Annotated in this window: 12 protein-coding genes; 11 read left to right on the forward strand and 1 reads right to left on the reverse strand. The window is 58.5% G+C overall.

Features of this window, described 5'->3' with window-relative positions; translation table 11 throughout:
- The first annotated feature begins 108 nt into the window (after nt 1-108).
- On the forward strand, nt 109-2,181 hold the full coding sequence (locus tag KQI26_RS04245; RefSeq protein WP_216503350.1) for a translation factor GTPase family protein: 2,073 nt from the start codon (nt 109-111) through the stop codon (nt 2,179-2,181).
- Between the two features lie 351 nt (nt 2,182-2,532).
- Here KQI26_RS04245 and KQI26_RS04250 read toward each other — a convergent pair whose 3' ends face one another.
- A complete protein-coding gene (locus KQI26_RS04250; RefSeq protein WP_216503351.1) occupies nt 2,533-3,966 on the reverse strand; it encodes an aspartate ammonia-lyase in 1,434 nt (477 codons plus the stop codon).
- A gap of 243 nt (nt 3,967-4,209) precedes the next feature.
- On the opposite strand from KQI26_RS04250, the gene KQI26_RS04255 reads away from it, so the two are divergent.
- The 10 genes from KQI26_RS04255 (at nt 4,210) to KQI26_RS04300 (ending at nt 16,197) form a co-directional block, all read left to right on the forward strand.
- The gene (locus tag KQI26_RS04255; RefSeq protein ID WP_118427766.1) at nt 4,210-4,644 is read left to right on the forward strand and encodes an Lrp/AsnC family transcriptional regulator; all 435 of its coding nucleotides are present in this window, start codon (nt 4,210-4,212) and stop codon (nt 4,642-4,644) included.
- 208 nt (nt 4,645-4,852) lie between these two features.
- On the forward strand, nt 4,853-6,937 hold the full coding sequence (gene recJ, locus KQI26_RS04260; protein WP_216503352.1) for a single-stranded-DNA-specific exonuclease RecJ: 2,085 nt from the start codon (nt 4,853-4,855) through the stop codon (nt 6,935-6,937).
- Nucleotides 6,938-7,094: 157 nt separating this feature from the next.
- Complete coding sequence (locus KQI26_RS04265) at nt 7,095-9,203, forward strand: bifunctional (p)ppGpp synthetase/guanosine-3',5'-bis(diphosphate) 3'-pyrophosphohydrolase (protein ID WP_253292673.1); 2,109 nt, start codon at nt 7,095-7,097, stop codon at nt 9,201-9,203.
- A gap of 22 nt (nt 9,204-9,225) precedes the next feature.
- Nucleotides 9,226-9,684, forward strand: a complete 459-nt coding sequence (gene dtd / locus KQI26_RS04270; protein ID WP_118427768.1) for a D-aminoacyl-tRNA deacylase — start codon at nt 9,226-9,228, stop codon at nt 9,682-9,684.
- 14 nt (nt 9,685-9,698) lie between these two features.
- Complete coding sequence (locus tag KQI26_RS04275) at nt 9,699-10,343, forward strand: MBL fold metallo-hydrolase (protein ID WP_118747202.1); 645 nt, start codon at nt 9,699-9,701, stop codon at nt 10,341-10,343.
- Nucleotides 10,334-11,791, forward strand: coding sequence for a coproporphyrinogen dehydrogenase HemZ (gene hemZ, locus KQI26_RS04280; RefSeq protein ID WP_216503353.1), 1,458 nt, complete (start codon nt 10,334-10,336; stop codon nt 11,789-11,791). The genes KQI26_RS04275 and hemZ overlap by 10 nt, the downstream gene beginning before the upstream one ends.
- An 88-nt stretch (nt 11,792-11,879) precedes the next feature.
- On the forward strand, nt 11,880-12,272 hold the full coding sequence (locus KQI26_RS04285; protein WP_216503354.1) for a zinc ribbon domain-containing protein: 393 nt from the start codon (nt 11,880-11,882) through the stop codon (nt 12,270-12,272).
- 120 nt (nt 12,273-12,392) lie between these two features.
- On the forward strand, nt 12,393-13,214 hold the full coding sequence (locus tag KQI26_RS04290; protein WP_216503355.1) for a purine-nucleoside phosphorylase: 822 nt from the start codon (nt 12,393-12,395) through the stop codon (nt 13,212-13,214).
- Between the two features lie 30 nt (nt 13,215-13,244).
- Nucleotides 13,245-14,558: an amidohydrolase family protein gene (locus tag KQI26_RS04295; protein WP_216503356.1), complete on the forward strand. Its 1,314-nt coding sequence runs from the start codon at nt 13,245-13,247 to the stop codon at nt 14,556-14,558.
- Between the two features lie 64 nt (nt 14,559-14,622).
- Entirely contained in the window at nt 14,623-16,197 is a 1,575-nt protein-coding gene (locus KQI26_RS04300) for a polysaccharide biosynthesis protein (protein ID WP_216503357.1), read from the forward strand.
- The last annotated feature ends 23 nt before the right edge of the window (nt 16,198-16,220 follow it).

A 16,220-nucleotide genomic window follows, 5' to 3' on the forward strand; every position in this document is an offset into this window, starting at 1 on the left:
TCTATTTTTATGTGAAAATGCCCAAAGAAATTCATTGTAAACATGTTAAATATACTGTATAATGACTAACAGAAGCAGTTCATATTCACATAAAGGAGAGATTCAATCATGGCCTACACAACTGAAAAAATCAGGAATATCTGCCTGCTGGGACACGGCGGGGATGGCAAAACCTCCTTGGTGGAGAGCCTGTTGTATATGACCGGGAACACCGACCGTCTGGGCAAGATCGCCGACGGCACCACGGTGTGCGATTACGACCCGGAAGAGATAAAGCGGAAGATCTCCATTCAGACCACACTGGTCACTCTGGAGACCCAGGGCTATAAACTGAACATTCTGGACACCCCGGGCTATTTCGACTTCGCCGGAGAAGTGGCCCAGGCCCTCCGCGTGGCCGGCTGCGGCCTGATCGTGGTCTCCGCCAAGGACGGCGTCAATGTGGGCACCGAAAAAGCCTGGCGTATGGTTCGCGGCAAGAAGCTGCCCAGCTTCTTCTATGTGTCCAAGATCGACGAGGAAAACGCCAACTTCGACAATGTATACGAGAACCTGCGCGGCCAGTTCGGCAACAGCGTCGCTCCCTTTGTGTTCCCCTTCTTTGAAGAGGGCAACCGTCCCGCAGGCGTTATCAATATCGTTACCCGCAAGGCCTATAAAGCGGAAAACGGCAAGATCGTGGAAGTCCAGCTGCCCAAGGAAAAGATGGACAAAGTGGACCGTCTCCGTGATTCCCTGGTGGAAAGCGTTGCCACCAATTCCGAAGAGATGATGGAAAAATACTTCGCCGGTGAGGAGTTCACCGAAGAAGAGCTGATCCACGGCCTGCATCAGGGCGTGCTGGAAGGCGCCATCACCCCGGTGTGCTGCGGCAGTGCGTTCACCGGCGTGGGCTCTTTGCAGCTGATCAAGACCCTGATCGACTACGCTCCCATCCCCTACGAGGGCCTGACCGAGCACGGCGTGGACGAAAACGGCGAAGAGACCGAAGTGAAGTTCGACGAAAACGGCAAGCCTCTGGCCATCGTCTTTAAGACCATTGCCGATCAGTATGGCCGCTTCTCCTTCTTCAAAGTGGTCTCCGGCAAGATCACAGCCGATATGCAGCTGAAGAACCAGCGCACCGGCACCATGGAAAAGATGGGCCATATCTATACCGTCAACGGCAAGAAGAATACCGAAGTGAAGGAAGTCTGCTGCGGCGATTTCGCGGCGGTTTCCAAACTGGTTGACACCAAGACCGGCGACACTCTGGCCGATCCTTCGGTGAATATCACACTGGACGGCATTGATTTTGCCGAACCCTGCTATTCCCAGGCCATCACCCCCAAGGTGAAGGGCACCGAAGATAAGCTGGCCGCTGGCCTGAACAAGCTGCGTGACGAAGACCCGGCCTTTATTGTGCAGAACAACACCGAGACCCATCAGATGGTCATTTCCGGCGCCGGCGATATCCATCTGGATGTGATCTGCTCCAAGCTGAAGAGTAAGTTCGGCGTGGAAGTGGACCTCCAGGATCCCAAGGTGCCTTATCGTGAGAAGATCCGTAAGTCTGTGAGCGTGGAAGGCAAGCATAAGAAACAGTCCGGCGGCCATGGCCAGTATGGTCATGTCAAGATGACCTTTGAGCCTTATGCTGAGGGCGATTACCTCTTTGAAGAGCGCACCTTCGGCGGCAGCGTGCCGAAGAATTTCCATCCCGCTGTGGATAAGGGCATCAAGGAAGCCATGGAGCACGGCGTTCTGGCCGGGTATCCCCTGGTGGGACTCCATGCCATCCTCACCGATGGTTCCTACCACGATGTGGACAGCAACGAGCTTTCCTTTAAGATGGCGGCCCGTCTGGCTTACAAGGCCGGTATTCCTCAGGCCAATCCCTGCATCCTGGAGCCCATGGGCATGATGAAGGTCTATGTGCCCGACAGCTGCATGGGCGATGTGATCGGCGATCTGAACAAGCGCCGCGGCCGTATCCTGGGCATGAACCCCACCGAAGGCGGCGAGCAGGAAGTGGTGGCCGAAGTGCCCATGGCGGAAGTTGGTTCCTATGCCATTACCCTCCGCTCCATCACCCAGGGCCGGGGCTGGTTTACTTACAAGTTTGAGCGCTACGAGGAAGCTCCTCCTGCGGTACAGCAGAAGGTCATCGAAGAAAGCAAGTTCGTGGATACCGAAGAATAAGTTCGGGCAAGTATCATAGTGAAAAAAGGGGCCGGGAGAATGTTCTCCCGGCCCCTTTTTGTGCTTTTTTGATGCAGGCAAAAAGAAAGCCCGGAAGCACATGGCTTCCGGGCTTTGAGCGTGTCGAAAAAGTGGCTTAGGCCACTTTTTCGAGTTTTTGCAAGGGGCTGTATGCACGCCTTTGGCGCACACTTGCCCCTTGAGAAGTGCAAAAAGCCACGCACAGGTCGCGGCTTTTTGCGGATTTATAGGGGTAGGGCGGACGACCTTTTTCGTTATATAGGTTTTTCGACAGTCTGAAAGCCCGGAAGCACATGGCTTCCGGGCTTTGATAGCTTTTGCAGCGGTTACTTACTTGTTCTGGTGCTTCTTTGTGAACTGCTCCAGCTCTTCCCGCTCCTTCTCGGAGAAGGTCAGCTTGAAGGGGTTGAGGATCTCATCCACTTCGTCGGCGGAGACGATGCCCTTCTGAACCACCAGCTTACGCACAGGCACGCCGGTCTTCAGGGATTCCTTAGCGATCTCGCTGGCCCGCTTGTAGCCGATGAAGGGGCAGAGGGCGGTGATCATGCCCACGCTGTGCTCCAGCAGCTCCAGGCAGTGCTCCTTGTTGGCGGTGATGCCCAGGATGCAGTTGTCGATCAGGGTACGCACGCCGCCGGTGAGGGTCTCGATGGATTCGAACAGGTTGTAGAACAGCACGGGCTCGAAGGCGTTCAGCTCCAGCTGACCGGCTTCGGCAGCCATGGTGATGCACATATCGTTGCCGATGATGTTGAAGGCCACCTGGCTCATCACTTCGGGGATAACAGGGTTGACCTTACCCGGCATGATGGAAGAGCCGTTCTGCTTGGGAGGCAGGTTGATTTCAGCCAGGCCAGTACGGGGGCCGCTGGACATCAGCCGCAGGTCGTTGGACATCTTGGACAGGGTGACGGCGCAGGTTTTGATGATGCCGGACACATTCACAAAGCCGTCCAGGTTCTGGGTGCCGTCGATCAGGTCTTCGGACTGGATCAGGGGGAACTTGGTCACTTCACGCAGATCGTCCACAATGTGATCCAGGTAGTCGGCGGAAACATTGATGGCGGTGCCGATGGCGGTGGCGCCCATGTTCACAACGCACATATCCTTGGAAGCCTTGTGCAGACGCTTGATGTCGCGCTGGATGGCGCTGGCATAGGCGTGGAAGGACTGGCCCAGACGGATGGGCACGGCGTCCTGCAGCTGGGTACGGCCCATCTTGACCACATCGTCAAATTCCTTGGCCTTGATCTCCAGAGCCTCATACAGACGGTTCAGCTGATGGAGAGCATCGGGCAGCAGAGCCAGGATGGCCAGCTTGCCGGCGGAGGGATACACATCGTTGGTGGACTGAGCCATGTTCACATGATCATTGGGATGGACGATGGAATAATCGCCCTTCTGGCCGCCCAGGATCTCGATGGCCCGGTTGGCAATGACCTCGTTGGCGTTCATATTGGCAGAGGTGCCGGCGCCGCCCTGGATGGCGTCGACGATGAACTGGTCATGGAGCTTGCCGTTGATGACTTCGTCGCTGGCGGCGATGATGGCGTCGGCGATCTTGGCATCCAGAGTGCCGGCATGCTTGTTGGCCATGGCAGAGGCCTTCTTGATCTGAGCCAGGCTGACGATCAGCAGCTCATGCATGGGATGGCCGGTGATGGGGAAGTTCTGATGGCCGCGCAAGGACTGGACGCCATAGTAAGCGTCAACAGGCACTTCCAGGGTACCGATGGAATCGGCTTCGACTCTTGTGTTCATAAAAAAGACCCTCACTTTATTCATTGGCCGCCGGAGCGGCTTTTCTTTTCGGGCACAAGGATACACGATTTGCCCCCCGGGGTAAAGGGGGGGGGAGAAAATACGGAAGAAATCGAAAAAATTAGCCCCTGGGCTTCATTTTGCAAAGCAAAACAAAAATGAGACTTTATTTTATTAGGCGAAACTGATATACTGTTGCAAAAGGGAAGGACTTTCCCAAACCATAGGCAACGGGAGCGAGTTATGGACGCTATCGATAAAAAAATCTTATCTCTTTTGGGGCAGAATGCCCGGATTCCTTTGAAGAAGATTGCCGAGCAGGTGTTTTTGTCGCCGCCGGCCGTTTCGGCCCGCATCGAGCGGATGGAAAGCAGCGGCATCATCACCGGCTACCGGGTCACCGTGGCCCAGGAAAAGCTGGGCTATCACATCACCGCATTTGTCAATGTGGTGCTGCCGCCGGAGCGGCAGGAGGATTTTTATGCCTGTGTCCGTTCCTGTCCGGGCGTGGTGGAGTGCTACCATGTGGCAGGGGCTTTTTCCATGCTGCTCAAAGTTTGCTTTCCCGACACCCAGCAGCTGGATGCTTTTGTGGCCAGAGTGCAGAAGTTCGGCAAGACCCAGACCCAGATCGTCTTTTCTGAGGTGATGGGGCACCGGGAACCGGGGCTGGAGTAGGAAGGGGACAAACCGGCTTCCTAGAGGATGAAGTGTGAAAAACCAGGCGGCGCGGCATTCCGCGCCGCAATTTTTTCTTTTGTAAGGAAAAAACCGGTTTTTACCGGTGAAAACCGGTTTTTTACATGATTTTGCCATGGATATGTTGTAAGCAGCATCTAAAATTGTTATAATACTCTTTAATAAAAATTCAAAAGGGGGAGCGGCTATGAGAAGAAAACAATGGAATATCGCCCCGCCCTGCCCGGAGGAGGCCCGGCGCCTGGAAACGCAGTTGGGGCTTTCTCATCTGGCAGCTCAGGTGTTGGCTGCCCGGGGACTTTGTGGAGAGGATGCTGCCCGGTTTCTGGACTCTTCTCTGGATCGGTTGGGAGATCCGTTTTTGCTGCCTGATATGGACAAGGCCGTGGCCGCTTTGGAGGAAGCCATCGGGCGGGGAGAGAAGATCGCGGTCTATGGGGACTACGATGTGGACGGCGTCACTGCCACCGCCATTCTGATCCGGTACCTTCGCTCCCGGGGAGCGGAGTGTCAGTATTATATCCCCGACCGGATGAACGAGGGCTACGGCCTGAACACCGGGGCCATCCGCAAGTTGGCGGAGGATGGCTGCCGCCTGATGGTGACGGTGGACTCGGGCATCACCGCCGTGGAGGAAACCCTTCTGGCCCAGAGCCTGGGGATGGGAGTGGTCATCACCGACCATCACGAATGCAAAGAGGTTTTGCCAGAGGCGCTGGCTGTGGTCAATCCCCGGCGCAGCGATTCCCCTTATCCTTTCCGGGAGCTGGCCGGCGTGGGCGTGGCCTTCAAGCTGATCTGCACCATGGAAAAGGGCCGTCCCCTGGAAGAGCTGATGAAGCAATACGCCGATCTGGTGGCGGTGGGAACGGTGGCCGATGTGATGCCCCTGGTGGGGGAAAACCGGAGCATCGTCCATTGGGGCCTGCAATATCTGCAAAACACCAAGAACCCTGGCCTGCGCGCCCTGATGCAGAAGCTGGGGGTGGAAGAAAAGGGAGTGACCGCCGGGGCCATCAGCTTCACCATGGCTCCCCGGATCAATGCCGCCGGAAGAATGGGCGGGGCGGACAAGGCGGTGGAGCTGTTTTTGACCGATTCCTGCCGGGTGGCCGGAGAACTGGCCGGGGAGCTGTGCCAGCTGAACCGGCAGCGGCAGCAGGAGGAGAATCAGATCTTCCAGGAGATTCTGGGACGGCTTTCCAGCCAGTTTGACCCGCAGCGGGACAAGTCCATCGTTTTGTGGGGCGAAAACTGGCACAATGGCGTGGTGGGCATCGTGGCCTCCCGCCTGGCCGACCGGTACGGCGTGCCTGCCATCCTGATTTCTCTGGATGGGGATACTGGCAAGGGCTCCGGGCGCAGCGTTCCCGGCTTTCATCTCTATGGAGGGCTGGAAGAGTGCGGCGACCTGCTGGAAAAATACGGCGGCCATGAGCTGGCCGTGGGACTGACGGTACAGCGCGCCCATCTGGACGAGTTCAAAAGCCGGTTTGAGGCCTACGCCGCCCGGCAGATGGAACAAAACCAGGTGCAGCCTGTTTTGCCGGTGGACTGTCTGGTGGAGCCGGGGGATCTGACGATTCCGGCGGTGGAATCCCTGGAAGTGCTGGAGCCTTTCGGCATGGGCAATCCCCAGCCCATGTTCTGTATGCGGGGGCTGACAATTGAAGAGATCACCCCCATCAGCCAGGACCGGCATACCAAGCTTCAGCTGGGCCGGGATGGAAAGAGCTTCTGTGCCTTTTTGTTCGGCATGGGCAGCGCCAACTGTCCCTTTGTCTGCGGGGATCAGGTGGACGGCGCCTTTTCGGTGGAGATCAACCGGTACCGGGGACGGGAGAGTGTGCAGCTGGTGCTGCGGGATCTCCTTTGGTCCGGAGAAGAGGACCGGGCCGACCGGGATTTCTGGGAGGTGTACCGCACCTTTCAGGAAGGGGGAGCACTGGAGCCGCGCCAGGCGCTGGGGCTGATCCCCACCCGTCAGGATCTGGTGGCAGTGTTCCGCCATGTGAAGGCCCACGCCGGGGAGCAGGGGTTGAGCTGCTCTCCCCGCACATTGTACCGTCAGGTGCGTTATGAGGCTTGCCGGGGGATGAATTTGGGTAAGCTGCTCATCTGCCTGGATGTGTTCCAAGAATTTGACATTTTCTCCTGCACCCGTGGAGATGAACAGGTGGACATCCGGGTGCTGGAGCGCAAGGACAAAGCCGATATCAACGGCTCCCGTATACTGAAACGGCTGGCCGAAGCCAGCAAATCCCAGGGATAGAGCAGGTGGTTGCAATATGAGTGAAATGGATCGGAACAACGGGGGCTTTGCCCCGTTTCAAAGCGAACTGGAAGGCGGCCAGGAGCCGCTGGGCCAGGTGGATTATAGCTTGGAGACCCTGCTGAAAAAGGTGAAGGAGCACTCGCCCCTTTCCGATATGGAGAAGATCACAAAGGCCTATCATTTTTCCGAGAAGGCCCACGAGGGGCAGAAGCGCCGCAGTGGCGAGCCCTATTTCATCCATCCGGTGACCGTGGCGGGCATCCTGGCCGAGCTGGGCATGGACACCGATTCCATCGTGGCCGGTCTGCTCCATGACTGTCTGGAGGATACCAGCGCCACATATACCACGCTGGAAAAGGAGTTTGGCCGCTCGGTGGCCGATCTGGTCAACGGCGTCACCCGCCTGGGCAAGATCGTTTACAGCAGCAAGGAAGAGGCCCAGATGGAGGACCTGCGGAAGATGTTCATCGCCATGGCCCGGGACATCCGGGTCATCATCATCAAGCTGGCCGACCGCCTCCACAATGCCCGTACATTCCAATATCTTCCTGAGCAGAAGCAGCGGGACAAGGCGCTGGAGACCATGGAGATCTACGCCCCTCTGGCCCACCGCCTGGGCATCCAGAACATCAAGTGGGAACTGGAGGACATTTCCATCAAGTACCTGGACCCGGTGGGCTATGGGGAGATCATGAGCCAGATGGCCGACAATGGCCAGCAGTATGAGGACTTCCTCCAAGGGGTGAAAAAGCGCATCAGCGAAAAATTGCTGAGCATGGGCATCCCCTGTGAGATGAAGGCCCGGGTCAAGCATGTGTACAGCATTTACCGGAAGATGTACACCCAGAATCTGAATCTTTCGGAAATTTACGATATCTGCGCCGTTCGGGTCATTGTGGAAGAGCTGGCCGACTGCTATAATGTGCTGGGGTTCATCCACGACCTGTACCGCCCGGTGCCGGGGCGCTTCAAGGATTATATCAGCACCCCCAAGCCCAATGGTTACCAGTCGCTGCACACCGTGGTCATCGGCCGGGAAGGCATCCCCTTTGAGGTGCAGATCCGCACTCGGGAGATGGACCGCACGGCCGAATACGGCGTGGCCGCCCACTGGAAATACAAAGATGGGCTGAAGGGCAAGCAGAACGAAGAGACCTTTGCCTGGATCCGTCAGCTGCTGGAATCTCAGCAGGACACCCAGGCCGAGGACTTTATCCAGAACATCAAAGTGGATCTGTTCAGCGACGAGGTCTTTGTCTTTACCCCCAAGGGGGATGTAATCAATCTGCCGGCCGGGGCCACCCCCATCGATTTTGCCTATGCCATCCATTCGGCGGTGGGCAACCGGATGGTGGGAGCCAAAGTCAATGGCCGGCTGGTGCCCATCGACTACGAGCTGAAAAACGGCGAGATCGTGGAAGCGGTCACCTCCAAGGAGACCGCCGGTCCCAAGCGGGACTGGCTCCAGATCGCCAAAACCGCTGAGGCCCGCAACAAGATCAAGCAGTGGTTCAAAAAAGAGCGGCGGGAAGAGAACATCCAGCAGGGCCAGGCCGCGCTGGACCGGGAGCTGAAACTGACTCTGCTCTACAACGATTTCCAGCGGGAAGAAGTGTACGGCCCAGTGCTTCGCCGGTTCAATTTTGCCGCAAAGGACGACCTCTATGCCAGCATCGGCTATGGCGGCGTCAGCTGCGCCAAGATCCTCACCAAGGTGCAGGAAGAAGTGGAGCACATCAACCGGCAGAAAAATAAGAACGACCCCAACAAGATGCCTTTGCAGCGGAAGCGGGCCACCAGCGACAGCGGTGTCATTGTGGAAGGGGTGGACAACTGCCTGGTGAAGTTCTCCAAGTGCTGTACTCCCATTCCCGGCGACAACATCGTGGGTTTTGTCACCCGGGGCTATGGCGTGTCCATCCACCGCACCGAGTGCCGCAATGTGGCCAAGGGTATGGAGAACACCGAGGAATATGGCCGCTGGGTACGGGTGGCCTGGGACCCCTATACCAAGTTCAAATTCAGCACCGGTATCCAGATCCGGGCCAAGGCCCGGGTGGGTATTCTGGCGGACATTCTCCAGGTGTGCAGCGTGATGAAGATCAATGTCACCGAAATGAATGTGCGGGACAGCCAGGGCCAGGGCAATTATTTTTGTACCCTGGAGGTCTCTGACCGGGAGCAGCTGGAAAATATTATGAATCGGATCCGCAAGGTCAGCGGCGTCATCGATGTGAGCCGCACCATGGCGGAGAAAAACTGAGCAAAGAACAGAGGAGGAAACCATGCGAGCGGTTGTTATCCGAACAAGCGGAGCCAGTTTGCGGGTGAACGGGCAGGATCATGCCCGCATCGGCCGGGGGCTGGTGGTACTTCTGGGCGTGACCCAGACAGACGGGGAGAAGGAAGCCACATATCTTGCAGAGAAGTGCGCAGGATTGCGGATCTTTGAGGATGAAAATGGAAAGCTCAACCTGTCGCTGAAAGATGTGGGCGGGCAGATGTTGGTGGTGTCCAACTTTACCCTCTATGCCGATTGTTCCCACGGCAGAAGACCGGATTTCCTGGCGGCGGCCAAGCCGTCCCAGTCGGAGCCGCTGTATGAATTTTTCCTCCAGGAGCTGCGGCGGCTGGAGGTGCCTTTGGAAAGCGGTGTCTTTGGCGCCGATATGCAGATCGACCATGTGAACGACGGGCCGGTGACCATCATCATGGACACCGACCAGATGATGAAGAAAAAATAAGAGAGGGGATACCCATGAAGATACAAGTGATCCCGGTGGGGCCGCTGGCTACCAACTGCTATCTGCTGGGGGACGAGAAGACAGGGGAGTGCGCCATCATCGATCCCGGCGCTCAGGCCGAGCGGAAGATCTTCCCGGCTCTGGAGGAGTTCGGCATGAAATGCACCAAGATCCTGCTGACTCACGGCCATTTTGACCATGTGATGGCTTTGCGGGATGTGAAGGACAAGACCGGTGCTGAAATCTGCATCCACAAAAACGACGCCCCCATGCTCACCGAAGAATATCAGAGCACCTGGAAGGCCCTGGCGGCCCGGGGTTACCGGCAGGCTCTGGCCGACCGGATGCTGGAAGATGGGGACACCGTGCAGGTGGGCAATCTGACGGTACGGGTGATGCTCACTCCCGGTCACACCCAGGGCTCCTGCGTCTATCTGTGCGAGGACGCCATGTTTGCCGGGGACACTCTGTTCTGCGGCGGCTGCGGCCGGTGGGATCTGGACGGCGGCGACGCCGATCAGATGTATGACAGCCTCCGCCGCCTGGCGGCCTTGGAGGGGGACTTCCGGGTCTTCCCCGGCCATGAGGAGGCCACCACCCTGGAACACGAACGCCAGACCAATCCGGTCATGACCTATGCGATGAAACGATGCAAATGATCTTACAGGGCACCGCTTTGGAGACGGCGGTGCATGAAACTTTGGTCTGTCTGCTTCCCGAAGAGCGCCACGGCCTTGCGGAAGACTGTGCCGAGGGGGGAACGGTCACCGTCTCTCTCACACGGGAGGGGGGAGACTTCCTTTGCCGGGTACAGGCTGTGCGGGGCGGCGAGGAAAGAACGGAAGAATGCCGTCTGCCGCCGGAAGGGGACAGCCCGCTGGAGCAAAAGCGAGTGGAGACCCGGGCGGTGAAAACTGCCGTCTATCGGGCGGTGGTGGGCTTTTTGCCCCAGCCTCCTGTGTGGGGCGCCATGAGCGGCGTCAAGCCGGCCAAGCCTTTGCGCCAGGCCTTCCCCCAGGGGATCGAGGAAGAAGCGGCCGATGCCTTTTTGAAGGAGCGGTTTTTCATTGCTCCATCCCGGCGCAAGCTGGCCATCCGCTGCGCCCAGAAGGCCCAGCAGCTGGAACGCAGTCTGCCGGAACAGACGGGGGCCCTTTATATCGGCATCCCCTTCTGCCCCAGCAAATGCGTCTATTGCTCCTTTGTCAGCGGCAGTACTGCCCAATGGGGCCATCTGATCCCGCCCTATTTGGATGCCCTGTGCCGTGAAGTGGAAGCGACCGGGGAGGGCTTCCGGCAAAACGGCTGGAAGCTGGACAGCATCTATATGGGAGGCGGCACTCCCACCACCCTGACGGCCCCGCAGATGGACCGTCTGCTGACGGCGGTTCAGCAGCATCTGCCCCATCCCAGGGAATTCACCGTGGAGGCCGGAAGACCGGAGACCATCACCAGAGAGAAGCTGGAGGTGCTCCACCGTCACGGCGTGGGACGCATCAGCATCAATCCCCAGAGTATGCACGATGAAGTGCTTCAGAATGTAGGAAGACTTCACACCGTGCAGCAGATCGAGGAATGTTACCGCATGGCCCGGCAGGCAGGGAATTTTGAGATCAACATGGATTTGATCGCCGGTCTTCCCGGGGATGACGAAGCGGGACTGCTGGAAAGCGTGAGACGGCTCATTGATTTGCAGCCGGAGAACATCACCATCCACTGTCTGGCCCGGAAGAAGGGCTCGCCCCTTCGGTTCGGCCCCCAGGGACAGCTTCCCGCCGAGACCCTGGACGCCGCTTATGCCATGCTGGAACAGGCGGGCTACGCTCCCTATTATCTGTACCGGCAGAAGTATATCGCCGGCAATCTGGAAAATGTGGGCTTTGCCAAAGGGGACACCATCTGCCGGTATAATATCCTGATGATGGAAGAACTGTGCCCGGTGGTAGCTTTGGGGGCTGGAGGGGTCACCAAGATCTGTGCAGACGGCGGCCGGAATATCACCCGGCTGACAAACCCCAAATATCCCAAGGAGTATATCGAACACAGCGATGCCATCTGCAAAGGAAAGCAAAAACTGGAGCTGGAGTTTGATCGGCTGTCCGATTGAAAGAGACGGACCGTTCTGGTATACTGAGAATAGGATAAAAGGAGAGGGGGAGGCCCCCCGATTTTGTGGAAGGGAGTGACCGATGGTTATGGATCAGAGAGTCAATGATGTCCTGGAAAGGATGCGCCAAACCGCCGCCCAGGCTGCTCAGGCCATGGGCAAAGCCGCCAATGCTGCCAGCAAAAAGACCAATGAGCTGGTCAGCTCCACCAAGGTGAATTTGCAGATCTTCGAGCTGAAGAACGACATCGAAGCGTTGTACAAAGAGGTGGGACGCAGCGTTTACATGGCTCACACCGGTGAGGCGGTGGACCCTCAGGAGATCGACGGCAAAATCGCCCAGATCGATGAGAAGGTGGCCCGCCTCAGCTGCTTGCAGGAAGAGCTGGAACGGCAGCGGCCGGGGAAAAGATGCCCCGCCTGCGGCAAAGCTTGCCAGCCGGAAGATGCCTTCTGCCGTTTCTGCGGCCAGCGGCTGTAATCGGAAAACCAATCAAGAGCAGGACGCCCCGGAAGGGAAAGAACCGGTTCCCCCGGTCTTCCCGGGGCGCCCTGCTCTTCTGTTTTGGAAGGGAATATTACTACAAAAAGGAGAAAAAAGATGTTTACATACGAACAGTATCAAGAAAGTGCCGCTTTTCTCCAGAAGCGGCTGGGTGATTTTCAGCCGGAGCTGCTGCTGATCCTGGGTTCCGGCCTGGGCTTTCTGGCCGGTGAAGTGGAAGGGGCCGTGGTCATCCCCTATGGAGAGATCCCCCACTTTGCCCGTTCCACAGCGCCGGATCACGCCGGACGGCTGGTGTGCGGCACGCTGGCCGGACGCCGGGTGATGGTGATGGACGGCCGCTTCCACATCTACGAAGGCTATGACGCCTACCAGGCGGCCTACCCGGTACGGGTGGCAAAGCTGCTGGGGGCGCAGACCATGGTGGTTACCAACGCCTGCGGCGCCATCAACAAGAGCTATCAGGTGGGGGATGTGATGCTCATTTCCGATCATATCCGCCTGTTCGATCCCAATCCTCTGGTGGGGCCCAACCTGCCGGAGTTCGGCCCACGGTTCTGCGACATGACCTATGCCTATGACCCGGCCTGCCGCAAGATTGCGAAAGAGGAAGCGGACAAGCTGGGCATGACCTTGCAGGAGGGCGTTTATTTCTATTTCCCCGGTCCTCAGTTTGAGACCCCGGCAGAGATCCGGGCCGCTCGGGTGCTGGGCGGAGACGCGGCGGGAATGTCCACCGTGCCCGAAGTGATTTGCGCCAACCACTGCGGCATTCGGGTGCTGGGCTTCTCCCTGGTGACCAACATGGCCGCCGGTGTGCTGGATCAGCGTTTGGATGGGGTGGATGTGCTCCAGGCGGCAGAGCGGGCCAGGGACGGCTTCTCCGCTTTGGTGCGGGCCTGCTTGCCCCGGCTGTAAAAGAGAAAGGGAAGAAGGAGGAAGCGGAAAATGGAACTGCTCATCAAAAATGTTACCGCCGTCACCATGGACCCTCAAAATCCGGTGGTGGAAAACTGTTTTATCGGCATCGATCAGGGGAAGATCTGCTGGCTTTCGGAAAAGGAGCCGGAGGAGAAAGCCGGGCGGGTGGTGGACGGCCAGGGCTGTGCTGCCATGCCCGGGCTGGTCAATGCTCACACCCATTTGCCCATGACCCTGCTGCGGGGTTATGCCGACGACTATGCCCTTCAGGAGTGGCTTCAGGATCACATCTTCCCGGCAGAAGGACGGCTGGATGCCCGGTGTGTCCAGGCTGGCATGATGCTGGGGCTGGCGGAATCCATCCGGTTCGGCACCACTTCAGTGACCGAGATGTATTTCAAGATGCCCGCCATGGCGGAGGTCTGCTTCCAGGCCGGGGTCAAGGCCAATCTATGCAATGGGGCCATGTGCTTTGATCCGGCGTCCTATGACTTCCACAAGGCCGGAGAGACCCTGGAAATGGAGGAAATGCTGAAAAGCTGGCACATGGTCGATGAGGGCCGCATCCGGCTGGATGTGGGCATCCACGGAGAATATACCTCCTGCCCGGCGGTGTGGGAGCAAAACGCCGCCTATGCCCAGAAGCATGGGCTCAACATCCATCTCCATCTGTCGGAGACCAAAAAGGAGCAGGAAGAGTGCATCGCCCGGTGGGGCAAGACCCCGGCCCGGATTCTCGCCGATCACGGCGTGTTTGAAAGCCGGGTCACCGCCGCCCATGGGGTGTGGATCACAGAGGAGGATATGGACCTTCTGGCGGAGAAAAAGGCCACGGTGGCCCATAACCCGGTGAGCAACCTGAAACTGGCCAGCGGCGTGGCTCCGGCGGCCAGAATGGCGGAAAAAGGAGTGAATGTGGCCCTGGGCACCGATGGGGTGGCCAGCAACAACAGCCACGACCTGTTTGAAGAGATCAAGCTGAGCGCCCTGTTGCAAAAGGGCATCCAGGGTGATCCCCGGCTGGTGCCCGCCCAGCAGGCTCTGTCCTGGGCCACCCGGGGCGGTGCTTTCGCCCAGGGCCGGGAAAAGGAATGCGGTATGCTGCAAAAGGGCATGGACGCCGACCTGATTCTGGTGGATCTGTCGGGCGTAGCCACTCAGCCGGTTCACTCTCCGGTGTCCGCTCTGTGCTATAGCGCCACCGGGCGGGAGGTCATCCTGACCATGGTGCGGGGACGCATCCTCTATGAAAAGGGAGAATTCAAAACCATCGATGTGGAGCGGGCCATGGCCGAGATGAAAAACTACGCCCTGCCCCGCATGACCGGCCGCCAGGTATAAAAAACAAGCCCCCGGGACTATGAATGGTGAAAAAGGCCTGATGGTGGTCGGGGGAGTGGTGGCTGTGGCAAAAAGAAGAAGCAGCTTTGTGGAAGGGGCACTGATCCTGGGGGTATCCGGTGTGGTCACACGGCTTATCGGGGCTTTTTTTAAGATCCCGTTGGGCAATCTCCTGGGGGGCAGCGGCATGGGGGCCTTCACCGTGGCCTATCAGATTTATTCGGCCCTGTTCCTTCTGTCCACCGCCGGGCTGCCGGTGGCCATCTCCAAAATGGTGGCCGAAGCCAGGGGCTGGGGATGCCCGGGAGAAGGAAAACGGATCTTTCGGGTGGCCCTCGGTACCTTCTCCCTGGTGGGACTGCTCCTTTCCGCCGGGTTGTGGGTGGCATCACCCCAGGTGGCGGCGCTGGTGGGCAGTCCTCAGGCCGCCCCGGCGGTGCGGGCGGTGGCCCCCTCCCTGTTTTTGGTGTCCATAGCGGCGGTGATCCGGGGCTATCACCAGGGGCTGGGGGATATGGTGCCCACGGCGGTGTCCCAGGTGCTGGAGGCTGTGGGCAAGTTGGTGGTAGGATATGGGGCGGCGGTGATTTTGCTCAACCGGGGCTGCTCTCCGGCCCAGGCCTCCGCCGGGGCCATCGGCGGCGTGACGGTGGGCAGTCTGTTGGGCTGTCTGTATCTGCTTCTCCATCCTCGGGAAGAGGAGGAAGGTATCGGCGGCCGGGGATTGTCTGCGGGAAGGTGCTTGGTTCGGCTTTTGGCCATTTCCCTGCCGGTGATGGCTGGTTCTTTGGTGCTTAGCCTTTCCAATCTGATGGATATGGCCATTGTGATGAACCGGCTGCAGGACATCGGCTTTTCCCAGCAGGCGTCCGGCGGGCTTTATGGCACTTATAACATGGTGACCACCCTGTTTCATCTGCCTCAGACCCTGATCACGGCTCTGGGAGTCAGCCTGATCCCGCCCCTCAGTGGAGCACTTTCCCGGAAAAACAGGATGCTGGCCCGCAGGCTTTCCGACTCGGCCCTGGAATTTGCCGCCTTGCTTTCCCTGCCTGCCGGGGTGGGCTTTTGTCTGCTGGGGCGGCCCTTGCTGGAGCTGATCTATTTTGCCCGGCCCCAGGATTGCGCCCTGGGAGCACCTCTTTTGGTCATTCTGGGGCCTGGGGTGTTTTTCGTGGCCATGACCACCATGACCAACGCCATTTTGCAGGCCATGGGGCGGGTGCGCACCCCGGTTTATACCCTGGCCGCCGGAGCTCTGTGCAAACTGGGTGTCACCTATGTGCTCACGGGAAAACCCACCGTCCACATCGGCGGCGCTCCCTGGGGCACGGTGTGCTGTTATGGACTGATCACCCTGCTCAATCTGCGGGCCCTTTACCGGGCCGGGATGGGAGTTTCCTGGGATAAGGCATTTTTCCGGCCGGCACTAGCCGCAGGGCTGATGGGGGCGTTTCTGGTCTTTCTCCGCCTGCCGGTGGAGGGGGCTTTGGGTCCCCGGTGGGGATTTGCGGCCCTGACCCTTTCAGGGGCGGCCTTTTATGGATTGATGCTGTTGGCGGTGGGAGCTTTGCCCAGGGAGGACATCCTGCTGCTTCCGGGAGGGAAAAAGTTGGCAAAGGTTCTCCGCCTCAAATAAACCGGAGACCAGTCATCGGATTT

It is taken from the genome of Intestinimonas sp. MSJ-38 (assembly GCF_018917925.1).
GTDB lineage: Bacteria > Bacillota > Clostridia > Oscillospirales > Butyricicoccaceae > Pseudobutyricicoccus.

Coding starts and splice junctions, on each gene's coding strand:
- dtd (WP_118427768.1), top strand. CDS start 9,226: ATGCGAGCGGTTGTTATCCGAACAAGCGGAGCCAGTTTGCGGGTGAAC.
- KQI26_RS04290 (WP_216503355.1), top strand. CDS start 12,393: ATGTTTACATACGAACAGTATCAAGAAAGTGCCGCTTTTCTCCAGAAG.
- KQI26_RS04250 (WP_216503351.1), bottom strand. CDS start 3,966: ATGAACACAAGAGTCGAAGCCGATTCCATCGGTACCCTGGAAGTGCCT.
- KQI26_RS04265 (WP_253292673.1), top strand. CDS start 7,095: ATGGAGAAGATCACAAAGGCCTATCATTTTTCCGAGAAGGCCCACGAG.
- hemZ (WP_216503353.1), top strand. CDS start 10,334: ATGCAAATGATCTTACAGGGCACCGCTTTGGAGACGGCGGTGCATGAA.
- KQI26_RS04275 (WP_118747202.1), top strand. CDS start 9,699: ATGAAGATACAAGTGATCCCGGTGGGGCCGCTGGCTACCAACTGCTAT.
- KQI26_RS04245 (WP_216503350.1), top strand. CDS start 109: ATGGCCTACACAACTGAAAAAATCAGGAATATCTGCCTGCTGGGACAC.
- KQI26_RS04285 (WP_216503354.1), top strand. CDS start 11,880: ATGGATCAGAGAGTCAATGATGTCCTGGAAAGGATGCGCCAAACCGCC.
- KQI26_RS04255 (WP_118427766.1), top strand. CDS start 4,210: ATGGACGCTATCGATAAAAAAATCTTATCTCTTTTGGGGCAGAATGCC.
- KQI26_RS04295 (WP_216503356.1), top strand. CDS start 13,245: ATGGAACTGCTCATCAAAAATGTTACCGCCGTCACCATGGACCCTCAA.
- recJ (WP_216503352.1), top strand. CDS start 4,853: ATGAGAAGAAAACAATGGAATATCGCCCCGCCCTGCCCGGAGGAGGCC.